The sequence below is a fragment of the Acidovorax sp. SUPP2539 genome (genome assembly GCF_030158975.1).
Lineage (GTDB): Bacteria > Pseudomonadota > Gammaproteobacteria > Burkholderiales > Burkholderiaceae_C > Paracidovorax.
This window is the reverse complement of the sequence record NZ_BQXJ01000001.1, coordinates 1090545-1105787: the sequence shown is the minus strand read 5'-3', so window position 1 is coordinate 1105787 and position 15243 is coordinate 1090545. Positions and strand designations below refer to the sequence as shown.

At 61.0% G+C, this 15243-nt stretch carries 13 protein-coding genes and 1 pseudogene; 9 read left to right on the top strand and 5 right to left on the bottom strand.

Annotation, left to right across the window (positions count from 1 at the left end):
- The first annotated feature begins 9 nt into the window (after positions 1-9).
- The 8 genes from AVTE2539_RS04990 to AVTE2539_RS04955 are packed head-to-tail and all read left to right on the top strand — an operon-like array spanning position 10 to position 8031.
- Positions 10-378 (top strand): TIGR03745 family integrating conjugative element membrane protein, encoded by a 369-nt coding sequence (locus tag AVTE2539_RS04990; protein WP_502868864.1) that lies wholly within the window; start codon positions 10-12, stop codon positions 376-378.
- Positions 378-806, top strand: a complete 429-nt coding sequence (locus AVTE2539_RS04985; protein WP_274342036.1) for a TIGR03750 family conjugal transfer protein — start codon at positions 378-380, stop codon at positions 804-806. Before AVTE2539_RS04990 ends, AVTE2539_RS04985 begins: the two co-directional genes overlap by 1 nt.
- A complete protein-coding gene (locus tag AVTE2539_RS04980; protein ID WP_284408569.1) occupies positions 803-1522 on the top strand; it encodes a PFL_4703 family integrating conjugative element protein in 720 nt (239 codons plus the stop codon). Before AVTE2539_RS04985 ends, AVTE2539_RS04980 begins: the two co-directional genes overlap by 4 nt.
- Positions 1519-2472 carry a TIGR03749 family integrating conjugative element protein gene (locus tag AVTE2539_RS04975; RefSeq protein WP_284408568.1) on the top strand — a complete coding sequence of 318 codons (954 nt, stop codon included), beginning with the start codon at positions 1519-1521 and terminating at the stop codon, positions 2470-2472. Before AVTE2539_RS04980 ends, AVTE2539_RS04975 begins: the two co-directional genes overlap by 4 nt.
- The gene (locus AVTE2539_RS04970) at positions 2462-3937 is read left to right on the top strand and encodes a TIGR03752 family integrating conjugative element protein (RefSeq protein WP_284408567.1); all 1476 of its coding nucleotides are present in this window, start codon (positions 2462-2464) and stop codon (positions 3935-3937) included. The genes AVTE2539_RS04975 and AVTE2539_RS04970 overlap by 11 nt, the downstream gene beginning before the upstream one ends.
- Complete coding sequence (locus AVTE2539_RS04965; protein ID WP_284408566.1) at positions 3918-4373, top strand: TIGR03751 family conjugal transfer lipoprotein; 456 nt, start codon at positions 3918-3920, stop codon at positions 4371-4373. Before AVTE2539_RS04970 ends, AVTE2539_RS04965 begins: the two co-directional genes overlap by 20 nt.
- Positions 4373-7288, top strand: a complete 2916-nt coding sequence (locus tag AVTE2539_RS04960; RefSeq protein WP_284408565.1) for a conjugative transfer ATPase — start codon at positions 4373-4375, stop codon at positions 7286-7288. The genes AVTE2539_RS04965 and AVTE2539_RS04960 overlap by 1 nt, the downstream gene beginning before the upstream one ends.
- A 14-nt stretch (positions 7289-7302) precedes the next feature.
- Positions 7303-8031 (top strand): DsbA family protein, encoded by a 729-nt coding sequence (locus tag AVTE2539_RS04955; protein WP_284408564.1) that lies wholly within the window; start codon positions 7303-7305, stop codon positions 8029-8031.
- A 278-nt stretch (positions 8032-8309) separates the two neighbouring features.
- Here AVTE2539_RS04955 and AVTE2539_RS04950 read toward each other — a convergent pair whose 3' ends face one another.
- Both AVTE2539_RS04950 and AVTE2539_RS26340 read right to left on the bottom strand, forming a co-directional pair.
- Positions 8310-8627 (bottom strand): hypothetical protein, encoded by a 318-nt coding sequence (locus AVTE2539_RS04950; RefSeq protein WP_284408563.1) that lies wholly within the window; start codon positions 8625-8627, stop codon positions 8310-8312.
- A gap of 333 nt (positions 8628-8960) precedes the next feature.
- Positions 8961-9146, bottom strand: a pseudogene (locus tag AVTE2539_RS26340) (RHS repeat-associated core domain-containing protein); the annotation flags it as partial.
- Between the two features lie 76 nt (positions 9147-9222).
- Here AVTE2539_RS26340 and AVTE2539_RS04940 point away from each other — a divergent pair.
- The gene (locus tag AVTE2539_RS04940; RefSeq protein ID WP_284408562.1) at positions 9223-10206 is read left to right on the top strand and encodes an IS5 family transposase; all 984 of its coding nucleotides are present in this window, start codon (positions 9223-9225) and stop codon (positions 10204-10206) included.
- A 278-nt stretch (positions 10207-10484) separates the two neighbouring features.
- Here the strand turns inward: AVTE2539_RS04940 and AVTE2539_RS04935 are convergent, their stop codons facing one another.
- The 3 genes from AVTE2539_RS04935 to AVTE2539_RS04925 form a co-directional block, all read right to left on the bottom strand.
- Positions 10485-11657, bottom strand: coding sequence for a hypothetical protein (locus AVTE2539_RS04935; protein WP_284408561.1), 1173 nt, complete (start codon positions 11655-11657; stop codon positions 10485-10487).
- A gap of 1019 nt (positions 11658-12676) precedes the next feature.
- Positions 12677-13531 (bottom strand): HNH endonuclease, encoded by an 855-nt coding sequence (locus tag AVTE2539_RS04930; protein WP_284408560.1) that lies wholly within the window; start codon positions 13529-13531, stop codon positions 12677-12679.
- A 3-nt stretch (positions 13532-13534) separates the two neighbouring features.
- Positions 13535-15094: an AAA family ATPase gene (locus AVTE2539_RS04925; protein WP_274342027.1), complete on the bottom strand. Its 1560-nt coding sequence runs from the start codon at positions 15092-15094 to the stop codon at positions 13535-13537.
- Positions 15095-15243 lie beyond the last annotated feature (149 nt).

The window sequence follows — 15243 nt, the reverse complement described above, 5'->3', positions numbered from 1 at the left end:
GGATTCGCCATGAACACTTCCACTCGCCTTCGCTGCCGTGCTGCGGGCATGGCTGGCACCGCGCTCGCGGCCACCCTCCTGCCGCTGGCCCAGGCAGCACGCGCCTCAGGCCTTCCCACCATGGAAGACCCCTCGCGCGGTGCCGGCAGCGGCATCCTCAAAACCTTACAAAACTACGGCTACGACATCGTGCTGCTGGTGGCCCTGCTCGTGGTGGCGTCGATGTTCATCGGCGTCTGCTACCACGCCTATACGCGCTACTCGGAAATCCACACCGGCCGCGCGACGTGGGGCCAGTTCGGCCTGACCGTGGCCGTGGGCGCGATGCTCCTGGTGGTCGGCATCTGGCTGCTCACCAAGGCCACGGCGATCCTGTAATGGCGCTCCCTGACACGCCGCGCGACGGCCTCGTAGCCTTCCTGCCGCATCGCCTGAACCGCCAGCCCGTGGTCGTGCGCGGCCTCACCGCCGACGAGCTCTGGATCTGCGCGGGTCTGTCCGCCGCGGCCGGCTTGATCGCAGGCCTGCCGCTGGCCTGGCTCACGCGCAGCGTTGCCATGGTGCCGACGATGATCGTGGCGGGCATCGCCGCGGGCGTGTTCATCGGCGGCGGTCTCCTGCGCCGGCAAAAGCGCGGGCGCCCGGACACCTGGCTGTACCGGCAGATGCAGTGGCAGCTGGCGCTGCGCCATCCCCATTGGGCGGTGCGGTTCGGTGGCCGTGGCCTGGTGACCCGCACGGGTGGCTGGACCACGCGCCGGACGTCGCGTATTCGGCGCCCCCGGCCGCGGGGCCGCACGCCATGAGCCGCTTCAAGAACGAAGTGGCGCACCTGCAGGCCCACGTCACCACCCTGCAGCGTGGCGGCGCGGCGCTGTTCGCCTTGGCGCTGCTGCTGGGCCTGGGCTGGTGGAACGCGCCGCGCCACCTCACGATCCACGTGCCGCCGGATCTACGCTCGGGCAGCACGCGCAAGTGGTGGGACGTGCCGCCGGAGAGCGTGTATGCGTTCGCTCTCTACGTCTTCCAGCAGCTCAACCGCTGGCCCACCAATGGCGAGGACGATTACCCACGCAACCTGCGCGCCCTGTCCGCCTACCTCACCCCCGCCTGCCAGGCCCTGCTGCAGCAGGACTACGAAAGCCGGCGCAACAACGGCGAGCTGCGCCAGCGCGTACGCGGCCTCTATGAGTTGCCCGGCCGCGGCTACGGCGACGATCCCGCGGCGCGGGTCAAGGTGCTGTCCGAGCGCGACTGGGTGGTCACCCTGGACGTCAGCGCCGACGAGTACTACGGCGGCGAGCAGGTCAAGCGGGCGCTGGTGCGCTATCCGCTGAAGGTCGTCCGATTGGACGTCGATCCCGAGCGCAACCCGTTCGGGCTCGCGCTGGACTGCTACAGCGGCACACCACAGCGCATCGCGCCGCCCGCCCCTGCGGCCTCGGCGACAGCCCCCACCACGCTGCCCTCCACGCTCGCGCCCACCACCCCAACCCCCACGCCGTCCGGAGGCCATCCATGAAGCGCTTCGTCCTGCCCCTGGCGCTGGGCGCCTGCGTCCTGTGGGGCGGCGCGCCCGCGGCGCACGCGCTGCAGATCCTGCGCTGGGAGCGCCTGCCGCTCGCCGTGCCGCTGCGCATCGGCGAGGAGCGCGTCCTCTTCATCGACCGCAACGTGCGTGTCGGCGTGCCGGACGCGATCGCCGAACGCCTGCGCGTGCAGAGCGCGGGCGGCGCGATCTACCTCAAGGCCAGCGAGGCGATCGAACCGACGCGCCTGCAGTTGCAGGACGCCGACAGCGGTGCACTGATCCTGCTGGACATCGCCGCCGAGCCGGCGAAGGACGGACAGGCGCCGCTGGAGCCGGTGCGCATCGTCGAGGGCGAGGCACCGGGTCCCCGCTATGGCGCGCACGATCGTGCGATCGCCGCCGCCGACACCGAACCGCCAGCCGATGCCACGGCCCCATCGACACCGGAGGCCGCATCCATTGCCCGGCGCGAAACCCCCATCGCGGTGGTGCTCACCCGCTACGCCGCGCAGAACCTGTACGCGCCCCTGCGCACCGTGGAGCCCGTGCGCGGGATCACGCAGGCCACCCTGCGCCGCGGCCTGGACCTGGACACCCTGGCGCCGGCCCTGCCCGTGCGGGCGCAGCCGCTCGCCGCCTGGCGCATGGAATACCAATGGGTCACCGCGGTCCGACTGACCAACACCTCGCCGCGCTGGATCGACCTCGATCCGCGCACCCTGCTCGGGGACTTCGTGGCCGCGACGTTCCAGCACCCGGGCCTCGGACCGGCGGGCGATCCGACCGATACCACGGTGCTGTACCTGGTGACGCGCGGGCGTGGCCTGGCCGACGCCTTGCTGCCGCGCATCAGCCGCATCGACGCCGCGCAGAACCTGCCGCACGCTTCCGGCAACGAGGCGGATGCGCAGCCCTCCCCGGGAGACCCGCATGCAAAGTAACGGCCTGCTCAAGTGGCTGATGATCCCGATGGCCGCGCTGCTGGTGTTCGTGGGGATCCAGGTGTTTTCTGGGGGCAAGACCGATCGCGCGGCCTCGGGCGAGGTGGCGGCCCAGCTCACCCCGGAGGAGATGAAGGCGCTCGGCATCGATGGCGACACGCCGCGCGACACGGTGGCCACGCTCGTGGCGCAGGTCAAGCAGTTGCGCAACGAGCTGCAGACCTCGCTGGGCGACAACAAGAACCAGCGCGCCGAGAACGAGCGCCTGCGTCAGCGTGAGAGCGCCATCGACCAACGCATCCAGGCCGCGCTCGACAGCGAGCGCAGCCGCCTGCAGCAAGAGCGCGACCAAGTGGCCGACGACAAGCAGCAGACCCAGGGGCTGCTGCAGGACCTGCAGCACAAGCTCGACCAGATGGGCGGCAAGAACGGCAATGCGGACCTGCCGGTCGGCCTCGGGCTCGAAGAGGGCGATGGCAAGGGATTCGGCACGGCCGCCGGCTCGCGCGGGGTGCGCTGGATCGAGCCCGACGATGCGCGGCCGGAAGGCGCCAAGGGTGCGGCGGCGACCGGCAAGGCGGACCGGTTTCCGATGCGCTTCGGTGCCGCCGACACCGCCGGCAACCCATCGGTCCCGTCCTCGGCGGCGGCCTTGGCCGATGCCGGCGCGTCGGCGAAGGCCTCGGCCAAGGCGGTCTACACGGTCCCCACCAATGCGACGCTCATGGGGTCGGTCGCGATGACGGCCCTGATCGGGCGCGTGCCGGTCGATGGTACCGTCAACGATCCCTATCCGTTCAAGGTCCTGGTCGGGCCGGACAACCTGACCGCCAACGGCATCGACCTGCCGGAGGTGGCGGGCGCCGTGGTCAGCGGCACCGCATCCGGCGACTGGACGCTGTCGTGCGTGCGCGGCCAGATCCGCTCCGTAACGTTCGTGTTTCGCGACGGCACGATCCGGACGGTGCCCGAGGACAAGGGCCAGGGGGGTAATACCCAAGCCAACGCGGGCACGGGCAACGCCGCCGATGGCCACGGCCCCATCCTGGGCGGCCTGGGTTGGATCAGCGATCCGCACGGCATCCCCTGCGTCAGCGGCGAACGCCGCAGCAACGCGCAACAGTACCTCGGCTCGCAGGCCCTCATCACCGCCGCTGGCGCCGGCGCCGCCTCGCTGATCAAGAGCGACAGTGGCAACGTGGCGGTGGTCAGCAACGGCACTGGCGCCCTGGGCACGGTGGGCATCTCCGGCAACGAAGCCATGGGCCGCATCCTGGGCGCTGGCGTGCAGGAGATGTCGCAGTGGGTGAACAAGCTCTATGGCCAGGCATTCGCCGCCGTCTACGTGCCGCCCGGCGCCCAGGTCGCCATCCACCTCGAACAACCCTTGCAGATCGATTACGACGCGCAGGGACGCAAGGTCAACCACACCCTCGGAGGCGCGCATGCGACGGACCTGGACTAAGCCCACGGCAGCCGGGGGGGCGCTGTTCGCCCTGTCGCTGGCCCTGCTCACGGGATGCGCCACCCACAAGGAAGCGCTGCTGTCCCACGGCGATCGCACCATGCGGGATGTCTGGGACCAGGAGACGGGCGGCGGTGGCGGCAGCGCCAACGGGCCGGCCGCGCGGCAACTGCTCGATGCGCGCCAGGTGCTGCGCCGCCCGCTCACCGAGGCCGACCGGCAGGCCATGCCGGCCGAGAACACGGCGTACACCCGCACCGCGCAGAACGAGATCTATCGGCAGTTCCACCGGCTACCGAATCCCGACCTGGTGATGTACGTCTTCCCGCACCTGGCGGGCACCGATCCGGTGCCTGTGCCCGGCTACAGCACGGTGTTCCCGCTGTACCAGCGCATCCAATACGCGATGCCGGGCGAGCGCGTGGAGGACTATTGATGCTGCGGCGACCGCGCTGGCCGTGGGTCCGCCAGGACGCCGGGGCCGAGGCCCGCCGCGATCCTGCGGGGAGCGATTCCGGGGGGCCGGATGCCTGGGAGCGGCACGTCGCCGAATTGGCAGCGCACGGCATTCCCGCGCCGGGTGCCCGTGCACGCGATCCGGGCCGGCCGCGCGCCACGCTGGCCGACGAGCGCGCGCTCTACGGCGTGGCCCCTTCGTTCGTGGACCTGCTGCCGTGGGTGGAGTACCTGCCCGAATCGCGCAGCGTGCTGCTGGAAGATGGGGTCTCCGTGGCGGCGTTCTTCGAGCTGACGCCGATCGGCACCGAGGGGCGCGAGATGCACTGGCTGTGGCAGGCGCGCGATGCGCTGGAGAACGCGCTGCAGGATGCGTTCGACGAGCTGGACGATCACCCGTGGGTGGTGCAGCTCTATGCCCAGGACGAAGCCGACTGGGAGGGCTATCTGCGCGACCTGGACACCTACCTGCAGCCGCGGGCACGGAGCACCGCGTTCACCGCGTTCTACCAGCGCTTTCTTGCCCACCACCTGCGCGCGGTCGCAAAACCGGGCGGCCTGTTCGAGGACACGGCGGTGACGCGCCTGCCCTGGCGCGGCCAGGCACGCCGCGTGCGCATGGTGGTGCACCGCCGTGTGCCGGGCACCAGTGCCCAGCGCCGTGGCCCGTCCCCGGAGCAGGCCCTGGCGACGGTATGCGACCGGCTGCAGGGCGGCCTGTCGAACGCGGGCGTGCGTGCGCAGCGCCTGGGCGCGGCCGACATCCACGCCTGGCTGCTGCGCTGGTTCAACCCCTGCCCGACGCTGCTGGGCGACACGGCCCAGGACCGGGAGCGCTTCTACGAGCTCACGCGCTATCCGACCGACGAAGAGAGTGAGGAAGGCGAGATCGAACTGGCGAGCGGCACCGACTTCGCGCAGCGGCTTTTCTTCGGGGCGCCGCGGTCCGATGTCGCCAACGGGCTCTGGTGGTTCGACGGCATGCCGCACCGTGCGGTGGTGATGGACCGGCTGCGCACCGCACCGGGCACGGGCCACCTCACCGGCGAGACGCGCAAGGGCGGCGATGCGGTCAACGCGCTGTTCGACCAGATGCCGGAGGACACGGTGGCGTGCCTGACGCTGGTCGCCACGCCGCAGGACGTGCTCGAATCCCACCTCAACCACCTGGCACGCAAGGCGGTGGGCGAGACGCTGGCCTCCGAACAGACGCGGCGCGACGTGCAGGAGGCACGCGGGCTGATCGGCAGCGCCCACAAGCTCTACCACGGCGCCCTCGCCTTCTACCTGCGCGGGCGCGACCTGGCGCAGCTGGACGAGCGCGGCGTGCAGCTGGCCAACGTGATGCTCGGCGCCGGCCTGCAGCCAGTGCGCGAGGACGACGAGGTGGCGCCGCTCAACACCTACCTGCGGTGGCTGCCGTGCGTGTTCGATCCGGCCAAGGACACGCGCAAGTGGTACACGCAGCTGATGTTCGTGCAGCACGCGGCGAACCTGGCCCCCGTGTGGGGCCGCAGCCAGGGCACGGGCCATCCGGGCATCACGCTCTTCAACCGCGGCGGCGGCACCGTGACCTTCGATCCGCTCAACCGCCTGGACCGGCAGATGAACGCCCATCTGTTCCTGTTCGGGCCCACCGGCTCGGGCAAGAGCGCCACGCTCAACAACCTGCTCAACCAGGTGATGGCGATCTACCGGCCACGTCTCTTCGTGGTGGAAGCCGGCAACAGCTTCGGCCTGTTCGGCGACTTCGCCAAGCGACTCGGGTTGACGGTGCATCGGGTCAAGCTCGCTCCCGGCGCCGGCGTCCGCCTTGCGCCGTTCGCCGATGCGCGGCGCCTCGTCGAGACGCCAAGCCAGGTGCAGACCCTGGACGCCGATGCCCTGGACGAGGACCGCGAGCACGGCGCCCCCGCTCCCGATCACGACGAACAGCGCGACGTGCTGGGAGAGCTGGAGATCACCGCGCGCCTGATGATCACCGGCGGGGAGGACAAGGAGGAGGCGCGCATGACGCGCGCCGACCGCAGCCTGATCCGCCAGTGCATCCTGGATGCCGCCCGCCGCTGCGCGGCATCGGCACGCACGGTGCTGACCCGCGACGTGCGCGATGCGCTGCGCGAGCGCGGCCGCGACAGCACCCTGCCGGAAAGCCGGCGCACCCGGCTGCTGGAGATGGGCGATGCGATGGACATGTTCTGCCAGGGCGTGGACGGGGAGATGTTCGACCGCCCCGGCACCCCCTGGCCCGAGGCCGACATCACCATCGTCGATCTGGCGACGTTTGCGCGCGAGGGCTACAACGCGCAGCTGTCGATCGCCTACATCTCGCTGATCAACACCGTCAACAACCTCGCCGAGCGCGACCAATTCCTGGGCCGGCCGATCATCAACGTGACCGACGAGGGACACATCATCACCCGCAATCCGCTGCTGGCGCCCTACGTGGTCAAGATCACCAAGATGTGGCGAAAGCTCGGCGCCTGGTACTGGCTGGCGACGCAGAACCTGGACGACCTGCCGCGCGCCGCGGAACCGATGCTCAACATGATCGAGTGGTGGATCTGCCTGTCCATGCCGCCGGACGAGGTCGAGAAGATCGCGCGGTTTCGCGAGCTCAACGCGGCGCAGAAAGCGCTGATGCTGTCGGCACGCAAGGAGGCAGGCAAGTTCACCGAGGGCGTGGTGCTGTCGAAGTCGATGGAGCTGCTGTTCCGTGCGGTGCCGCCCAGCCTCTATCTGGCACTCGCTATGACCGAACCGGAAGAGAAGGCCGAGCGCTTCGCGCTGATGCAGCAGCACGGGATCAGCGAACTGGATGCCGCATTGCGCGTGGCCGAGAAGATCGACCGGGCGCGCGGGATCGAGCCGCTGTCGCTCGATGCGCTGGGCTGAAACGGAGAGCGGACATGCAGCGTTTCTCCGGCTGGCGCGCCCTCCTCCAGCGCCTGGAATGGCCTACGGTCCTGGCCATCGTGCTGGTGGTGGCGGCGATCGTGCTGGCGGTCTGGCCGCTGCATCCCAGGCAGGGCGCGACGCCTGCGGCCACCGCGACCCAAGCACCACCGCTGCCGGCGGGACCGCCGTGGATCCATGGGCGGGCCGATGCGCGCTTCACGGTCACGCTGTATGCGGACCTGGAGTGCCCGTACTGCCAGAGGTATTTTCCGCAGCTCAAGCGGTGGATCGATGCGAACCCTGACGTCAACCTGCAGTGGCACCACCTGCCGCTCCCCATGCACGAACCGGCCGCTGGGAAGGAAGCGCGGTTGGCCGAGTGCGCGGGTGAAGTCGAAGGACAGGCCGGCTTCTGGAGCGCCGTGGAGTGGATTTACAAAAACACGCAGGGTGAAGGCCAAGGTCTGCGGGCCGGCACGGCCTACCCTGGCATGACGCCCGCCCTGCAGGCTTGTCTGGGCAGTCCGCGTCCACAGGCAATCGTGCAGCGTCAGGTCGAGGAAGCGCGTCAAGCAGGTTTTAGCGAGACACCGCTATTGCGATTGGAGGATAAGCGAAGTGCCAAGTCGATGGTTCTTACCGGACCGATCAATGGGGATGCACTGCTGTCGGCTCTGGACTTGCTCGTGAGCTCAAAAAAAGAACTCCGGCAGCATTCCAGAATGCGTCTCGCTGACTAACAGATGCTCATCGTCGACCTGAAGCTAAATGCGCTGACAAACACCAAAGTGAGCCCGATTCACTTTTTGTGGCAACTAATTACTTAAGGGAACTTCTCAAAACCTTTGAATTTACAAGTTTGGACGTCGTACCTCGTTGATTTATAAAGGCGTTGAGTGGCTGGAATTGAATTTTGAGAGTTCCCGACTGCCTGCCGGATCGCAATGGAATTATTTTGCAATTGGATCTAAAGAGGACTGCTCGCTATATTTTATTGATCTTCGAAATCAATTGAGGACTACTTCACAAACATCTCAATGTCATCAATTGCATCTTGCGCCCGCCCCCCCAGAATCTCATCATTTAGCATTTCACGCAACACAGGAAATACTAATTTTTCATTAATCCTTCCAGATATTCTCGCCACATGCCCCAAGCATGTTAATGCGAGCCCCCGTATATCCTGGTCATTCTCCTCCAAAAGATGGATCAATTTTTCTTGCGTCCAATCAAAATCCGCCAAATTGTGCGCCATATAAAGCATTGCAGTAGTTATTAAATTTTTATCATTTGACGCCAAATCACTTTCCAACTTATTAAAAATAGCATCAGTCATATTTATCTACCCAGGTTTACAGTCGATGATATTACCCTTCTTATCGATCTTTTTAGCTTTCTTTAGAGCATTTTGCTGATCCACATGCAAATCACCATACGGCCGCACATGCCCGTGATATTTTTCACTTCCATCCACATTTACTTGCGTTCTGTCAATAACAACAATCTCCTTATTAACCACATCAACGCCCACCCGGCGCGGCGACGTAGGCTTGACCTGAACTGGATTATTCAATGCGGCTTGCCCATTTGTAGGAGCTCTACTTTTAACAGAATTATCAGTCGTGCCATGATATGGAGCATCCTCATATACTCGTACAGGCTCGTTTTGCCAACCCCAAGGATCCACCCAAGCAATCGGATTCGGCGCATATTGATGCAAGTTCATTCCACCCGCTAACCCAATCGGGTCTGGCGTCGTGAACGCTCCCACCTCCGGTTCGTAATACCTGAATGTGTTGCAGTGCAACCCTGTCTCGCGATCCAAGTACTGCCCCTGCATCCGAAGGTTCTGCGGTGCTACCTTAAGGAAGGTCTGAACAACTCCACCTGATCCTGCCACAATCGATCAACAACCCGAGCAGACGATTTTGATGCAACTGACCTTCGGTGACGCGGAGTACAACGGCAAGCGCAAGCGGACGCGGCGTGAGGTGTTCTTGGCCGAGATGGACCAGGTCGTGCCGTGGAAGGGCCTGCTGGCGCTGATCGAGCCGCACTACCCGAAGTCGGGGCAGCCGGGGCGCCCGCCGTATCGGTTGGAAACGATGCTGCGCATCCACTTTTTGCAACAGTGGTATGGGCTGAGCGATCCATCGGCGGAAGAAGCGCTGTACGACACGGTGTCGATGCGCCGTTTCGCCAAGATCGGCGGGCTGGATGAGGTGCCGGACGAGACGACGATTCTCAACTTCCGTCATTTGTTGGAGCGGCACGATTTGGCGCGCAAGCTGTTCAATCGGGTCAACGCGCACCTGTCGCGCAAGGGGCAGAGCTTGCGCGGCGGGACGATCGTGGACGCCACGATCATCGCTGCGCCCAGTTCGACCAAGAACAAGGAAGGCGAGCGCGATCCTGAAATGCATCAGACCAAGAAGGGCAACCAGTACTACTTCGGGATGAAGGCGCACATCGGGGTGGACGAGGACTCCGGGCTGGTGCACCACGTCGAATGCACGGCGGCTAACGTGGCCGATATCACGCAAGCGCACAAGCTGCTGCACGGCAAGGAAGCCACGGTGTGCGGGGACAGCGGTTATACCGGGCTTGAGAAGCGCGATGAGATGAAGGGCAAGCGCAAGCTACGCTACCTGATCGCGGAGAAGCGCTCGAAGCTGAAGCAGATCAAGAACAAGCGCGAACTGAAGTTGGCCAAGCGCTGGGAGCACACCAAGGCCAGCCTGCGTGCGAAGGTGGAACACCCGTTTCGGGTGATCAAGCGCCAGTTTGGCTACGCCAAGGTGCGCTATCGCGGTTTGGCGAAGAACACCGCACAGATGCTGACGCTGTTTGCCCTGTCGAATCTGTGGCTGACGCGCAAAGAGTTAATTCCTGCTGCGGGGAAGGTGTGCCTGTAATACGGGCAATACCCCGCAAACGCGCCGAAAACGGCAAACAATCGAGGATTTGAGCGCCCTCAGCGCGGCGGATGTGGCTTGCTTCATTTTCCGGCCCCGTTGATCAGACCATCCCTAATGCTCAGGCCCAGATCAAGCTGCTTTGCGTCAAGGCTTGTAAAGATACCATGACTGGCCTGCTTCTATCCGACTTGCCAGGAGGTTCTGCAGGATATCCCTAACAGGACGAACTGAAGGCCGTAGTTTGTGGAAATTATTATCGTTATATAGCGCCTTCTTTATAAAAGCACGTGTGGAGGTAGCGGGCAATTGTGCAAGAAGAAGTCATTCTTGTAGTCACTGTCTACTGGCGAAATGCGATGCATGAATCCATTACTCTGAGAATTTGACTTATCAATGAGTTGCTGAAGCAAATATAGAGTTGTCTTTTGCCGTGGATTTAGATTATCTTTAATTTTTATCAGCTCCTCAAAGGTATTTTCTTCCAAGAAGTTGAAATGGCTACCTAAGAGTCCACAAATGCCGTCCGAAAGCTGTACCTCAATCCTGTCTTGAGAATCTACAAATGAGTAGTCAACGAACTTGTCCTTGAAACGGACTTGGGTGTTTGCAAGATCCTGCTGCACTTCACTTTCCTGGTCAAATATGTGGGTGCTGGTCGGGTAGATGTAAAGTGATCTGAGGAAATGCCCATGGAAATCCTCAATCAAAATATCATCTTCGTTGTCAATAATAAATGGTGGTTCTTCTAGATTAGACGCTTTACGGATCATCATCAGAACCAGCTCCGAGATGTCAGTAAGCGGCTTCTTCGCCACTGAATCGAGGTGCGCGACAAGTTCAAGCATAAATACTTTGATCTCGGCTCGCTTTACATTGGGGAAGCGATATTTTTTCAACAGCGGAACAAGTTTATCCAAATCCGCGTTGGCGAGATTGAATAGCTCGCCTTTGATGTGCATCACATAGGGCATGTATTCGCGCAGCCCCGGCTCATCCCAAACAGAGTCAATAATATCTACTAGCGACCAATACAGCAGATTCAACTTGCCATAGTGAATGAAAATTTCTTTATCATTCAACCACCCCAGAAGAGTTTGGATGCGTTTGGAATTAAGTACTCCAAGATAGCTCCCTGTTGCTAGTTGATTGAATTTTATCTCTGTGGCGGACTTTTGAATGTGAAGTGAAGAAATCAGCCCTTCGATTCCCGTTATCGGAGTGGACTTTTTGTGCACCAATCCAGCCAGAACGAAATTGGTGGGTTTTTGATTGAACCCATCGTCCGTGATCCAAAACTTTCGTACATTATTGGTTTCGTCGTAGAAGAACACATACTCTTCATCCAGCCCATAGAGCGGCGTGCCGTCAAAAATATTCAGAAGCATTGGCCGTCGGATTTTTTCCGCATCTAGGATGATGGGCCTTTTAGTGTTCTCGGATTCAGCCATCTTTAGTTATTTTCTCAGGATATTTAAGTATCTCAGCCATATGACGCGCCTTGTGCGCATGAATCGATATTCCTCGCTGGCTCGCTAGCCGGAGCGAAGCTGAGGCCAGAACCACCCATTACAGCATCGTCCTGCGACATCAATAAGCTTGCATCATCGCTCGGACGCCAAGAAGCTCCGGGCTCGAAGCGATTGTCATAGAGGTCTCGGCGTCCTCATTCGCACGCTGGCTGGATACCTCAGTCTGATCGCATCGCTTTACCCAGTCAAGGCACATGAAAGGACAGCATATTTGATCACAGCAGTCGTCTACAGCTGGACGCGCGACTGGCGACTCGCAGCCTGAGTTGTACCAAAGTCTCCTCGTAACTCTTTCGACGAACTGAATGCTGCGCTTAAGCTTATTGCTCGAACGACGGGCGTAAGGCATGAAACCCAGAATTTTAAGAAACCCTGGGAGTTTCACACCTCTAGTATCGGGTAGGCTTTGAGCCTTCGCGATACCTTGCATGGAATAAAAAACACTGATGCGCCATTTTAGAATGGGAGTGCGTCGTTTCAAGGCTATCACTTCATAGTCCGCCCTGAATAATTCCGTTCTCAATCGCAGACAGCTCAGCGGTCACCGTTTGGGCGAACAATGCTGCGACGACCGCCTGCATCGGCGGCCCGAATCGGGCCCATAAGAACGCGACTGCGAAGACGCACTCGATCTCGTCCCAGTCGATCAGTGCGGCCAGCTCGACCAGTGGGGTGACGCATGTTGATCAACTCGTCCAGACGGGAGATGGAACAACTCGCCGCTCTGCGGCTTCTAAGGCTTCGGGCCCATCGGACTCCTCGGTGGAAGGCGCAAGAAAACATACATAGGCAAAACCATACCTTGCAAATGCTGCGGCCATCAACCAGACGACCTGCAAGCAAGATCAACGACTTGTGGTTTTTTCAGGATGGACTATGTAACGGAGCATTGGAGGTTTGCAGCAGAGACTGCCGCGCTGAGGTTCAGTGAAAATTGCTCAATAGACCTGAGGCTGGACGCGGATTGCCTCAAACCCACCGTCACAGAATGCCTCATTGCCTGTTAAAGCGCGATAGAGCTTCGCCAACCAGTTATTCGGCCCCGACACTTCCTCAAAATCTTGCGCGACCTCGCTGAGCTTTTCGGCGACCCTTACCGCATCTTCGGCGGCTCCATATGCCCGCCGAAGCGCGGGGTACTGACCACCCAGGTGTTCAAGCCCCATGCGCCGATAGCGATCAGCGAGATCCAACTTGTCAAAGTGAGAACGCAAGTGCATAAACGTCCTAGTCGCCATCCCATCCGGTCGGGTTAACCGATATGACAACACTAGCGAATCCCCTTCCAGGCGCGTTCGGACGGTCAAAAACTCCACATCTGGAATTGCGTCAAAACATGGATGGAGGAACATCCTTACGTCAGTGCCGTCCTCGAGAATTCGGTCCTTTTTGCGAGTGTTGCACACCCCACAGCTCGGCACGAGATTCCTCGGAAAAATAGAAAACTCTGGGTACTTCTCCTTCGGCAGATAATGATCGAGTGTCGACGACTCGCTAAGGCCGCAAAATGGACAGCGAGCGACGATAATCCTTTTTAGAAGATTACCGCGTAGCTCCGTCATTGGCAGTGTCTCAACAGCATATGCGTGTTGCATCGCCTCCTTTTGCGCGTCTGTAAGGCCGATGGCTACTAAGGCGCCAACTTCCGGCACTGCGTCCTCGTAACGTTGATAAGCAACAAGAACCTCGGCCCGTGCGGCTCGCATTCGCGCGCGGCGCGGCGGATGTTTTGCTGTAGCGATATCGTTGAATACAGCTATAGGATCAACGTTAAGTAGCGGGATTGATCGCATGAGCTACCCCTCGATATCATCACGAATACTAAGTACGTAGGAGCGCGCTGTGAATCCGAGCCGCGTGCCAAACATTTCTTCGATCTCATTGAGCGTGTTCCGGCGAGCCAGCGTCTTCAGGGTTTCATGCCAGTCCGTAGATCCATCGCCAAGATTGAAAACCTCCTGGGTAATCACACCGATGGTCTCCGCGAATGTCTCGATTGCTGGCGCCACAATCCGGTTCTGGTCGGCTGCTCGGCGCAAGACCCGCACATACTTCGATGGGGTCTCCTGCAGTACAACAGGCGAATGGGTAGCAATGATCGCGTATCCATCAAAAATTTCGAGGCACGCGCGCACACTTTTCAAAAAAGCAGCCAGTAATGGCGGGTGAAGGTGTGTCTCCGGCTCATCGATTAGGACGAGGGTCGGTTCAGAACCCGAGATATGTGCGGTAAGTTCCGTCACGATCTTCAGAACGACCTTATGACCACTACTCAGGCTCTGGAACAGCCCGGAGATATCATCGTCGTCATAATTAGCGTACAGTTGCGTAAGCCCGATCCGCTGAAATGACGGATCGCGAAGAAGCGGCTTCAAAACATCAAGGAGATTTTGGAGTCGCTCTGCCTCCCGAACACGGCTAAGCGCCGACAAGAACTCGACCTGGATCTCCGCTGGGGTCTTGAGGCGATAGGTTTGTTCGCCATGCATCGCATTGCCAGACCGTTCCCGCAGCCCGCAGTAAACATAACCGAACAGCTCGCCCTCATGCTGTAGCCTATCCTTCTCCACTTGGTTCTGACCAGGAATTACAAAAGTGTCAAAGGCGCTATATGAGATGACTACCACGGTTTTGAATGGTGGCGCCGTTCCGACAAACCTACCGGCTGCGTCTTGCAGTACATCTTCCTTGGTGCTGTACCCATAGCCACTCGCTACAATCGCCAAGTTGGACAGAAGGCGCGTCTTACCAGTCCCGTTGTAGCCGATCAAGGCATTGATTCGGTTTGGAAGAATACCCCTTCTCCGAAAATCGAACTGGACCGTGAACGAATTGGAGTTGCTAGCAACCCTGGTTTTGAACTTGACTCGAAAGCCTGCGCTTCGCCGCTTCGTTGGTAAGGTTGTGGCACGAAGCAACCGAGTAGCATCCGCAATCGTCCGTTCAGCCCCACTGAACCGGAGCATAGACACGCGGTAGCCTTCGCTATCTTCGACATTCGCCTTCGCCTCATCGTTGAATGCGACGTCCCGAAGCCCCTTGAGGTACGGCCTAAATACATCTGGCCCGAGTTTGTAGAGCGTCTCATAGTATTCGAGGTCGGCACCCAGAGAGGCGTGCCCTTCCGGCAGTTGCGCGAACGATTCACGCGGCATCTTGGTGTAACCACCAGTACTGGTACCCTGGATGATTTTTATGCTGCCAAGCTCTATGACCTCAGTAGCAGAGAGATGCAAGGTGACCTGAAACGTAGATTTGTAACCGTAATCATCCCAATTATCCTGGACCAGGACAGCATGGGGATAACGATTTGTAGTAGGCGAGTCGCCTTCTCTAAATTCAACGACAAATCGCACTACACCTCTCCTTTCAGATAGATCCCTGTCACCCATCCCTCGTGCCAGAAGACTTGAAACCACAGATTAAATCTAGCGTTCGTTATAGCACTTCAATCCACTATAAGCCTTGTACGCATCTCTTGCCAGAGGCCGGAGACCGTATGGCG

Coding starts and splice junctions, on each gene's coding strand:
- AVTE2539_RS04940 (WP_284408562.1), top strand. CDS start 9,223: ATGCAACTGACCTTCGGTGACGCGGAGTACAACGGCAAGCGCAAGCGG.
- AVTE2539_RS04985 (WP_274342036.1), top strand. CDS start 378: ATGGCGCTCCCTGACACGCCGCGCGACGGCCTCGTAGCCTTCCTGCCG.
- AVTE2539_RS04935 (WP_284408561.1), bottom strand. CDS start 11,657: ATGGCTGAATCCGAGAACACTAAAAGGCCCATCATCCTAGATGCGGAA.
- AVTE2539_RS04975 (WP_284408568.1), top strand. CDS start 1,519: ATGAAGCGCTTCGTCCTGCCCCTGGCGCTGGGCGCCTGCGTCCTGTGG.
- AVTE2539_RS04990 (WP_502868864.1), top strand. CDS start 10: ATGAACACTTCCACTCGCCTTCGCTGCCGTGCTGCGGGCATGGCTGGC.
- AVTE2539_RS04955 (WP_284408564.1), top strand. CDS start 7,303: ATGCAGCGTTTCTCCGGCTGGCGCGCCCTCCTCCAGCGCCTGGAATGG.
- AVTE2539_RS04980 (WP_284408569.1), top strand. CDS start 803: ATGAGCCGCTTCAAGAACGAAGTGGCGCACCTGCAGGCCCACGTCACC.
- AVTE2539_RS04960 (WP_284408565.1), top strand. CDS start 4,373: ATGCTGCGGCGACCGCGCTGGCCGTGGGTCCGCCAGGACGCCGGGGCC.
- AVTE2539_RS04930 (WP_284408560.1), bottom strand. CDS start 13,531: ATGCGATCAATCCCGCTACTTAACGTTGATCCTATAGCTGTATTCAAC.
- AVTE2539_RS04970 (WP_284408567.1), top strand. CDS start 2,462: ATGCAAAGTAACGGCCTGCTCAAGTGGCTGATGATCCCGATGGCCGCG.
- AVTE2539_RS04950 (WP_284408563.1), bottom strand. CDS start 8,627: ATGACTGATGCTATTTTTAATAAGTTGGAAAGTGATTTGGCGTCAAAT.
- AVTE2539_RS04965 (WP_284408566.1), top strand. CDS start 3,918: ATGCGACGGACCTGGACTAAGCCCACGGCAGCCGGGGGGGCGCTGTTC.